The 250-nt window shown below is 47.6% G+C and carries 1 protein-coding gene; it reads right to left on the bottom strand.

What is annotated here, in order from left to right; translation table 11 throughout:
* Window positions 1-233, bottom strand: a 233-nt coding sequence (locus tag O4H32_RS14955; RefSeq protein ID WP_269360410.1) for a hypothetical protein, incomplete at its 3' end; no start/stop codon positions are given.
* Between the last annotated feature and the right edge of the window lie 17 nt (window positions 234-250).

Raw genomic sequence — 250 nt, 5'->3', positions numbered from 1 at the left:
ATTCCAAGGACCCAAACGACCAGTATAGCGACTGGGGCAATAAACTTAGCTACAAATATGAAGAGTTCTGCCCAGGCTGTGTCTTTAATGTCCGTATGTGTTAGAATATCTTCTTTGCCCCATGTCCACATGACAAAGACTACCGAGATGAGCGCGCTGAGCGGCAACATGACATTGCCGGTGAAGCTATCTATGAAGTCCAGGAAACTATCTCCGAACACGGTGATTTCCATAGCGCCCTGACTGAGTG

Origin of the sequence: Castellaniella denitrificans, from assembly GCF_027214045.1 — a bacterium.
Taxonomy (GTDB): Bacteria; Pseudomonadota; Gammaproteobacteria; order Burkholderiales; family Burkholderiaceae_B; genus Castellaniella; species Castellaniella denitrificans_A.
Note: the sequence above shows the minus strand (reverse complement) of the source record. Positions and strands in the feature narration are given on the sequence as shown.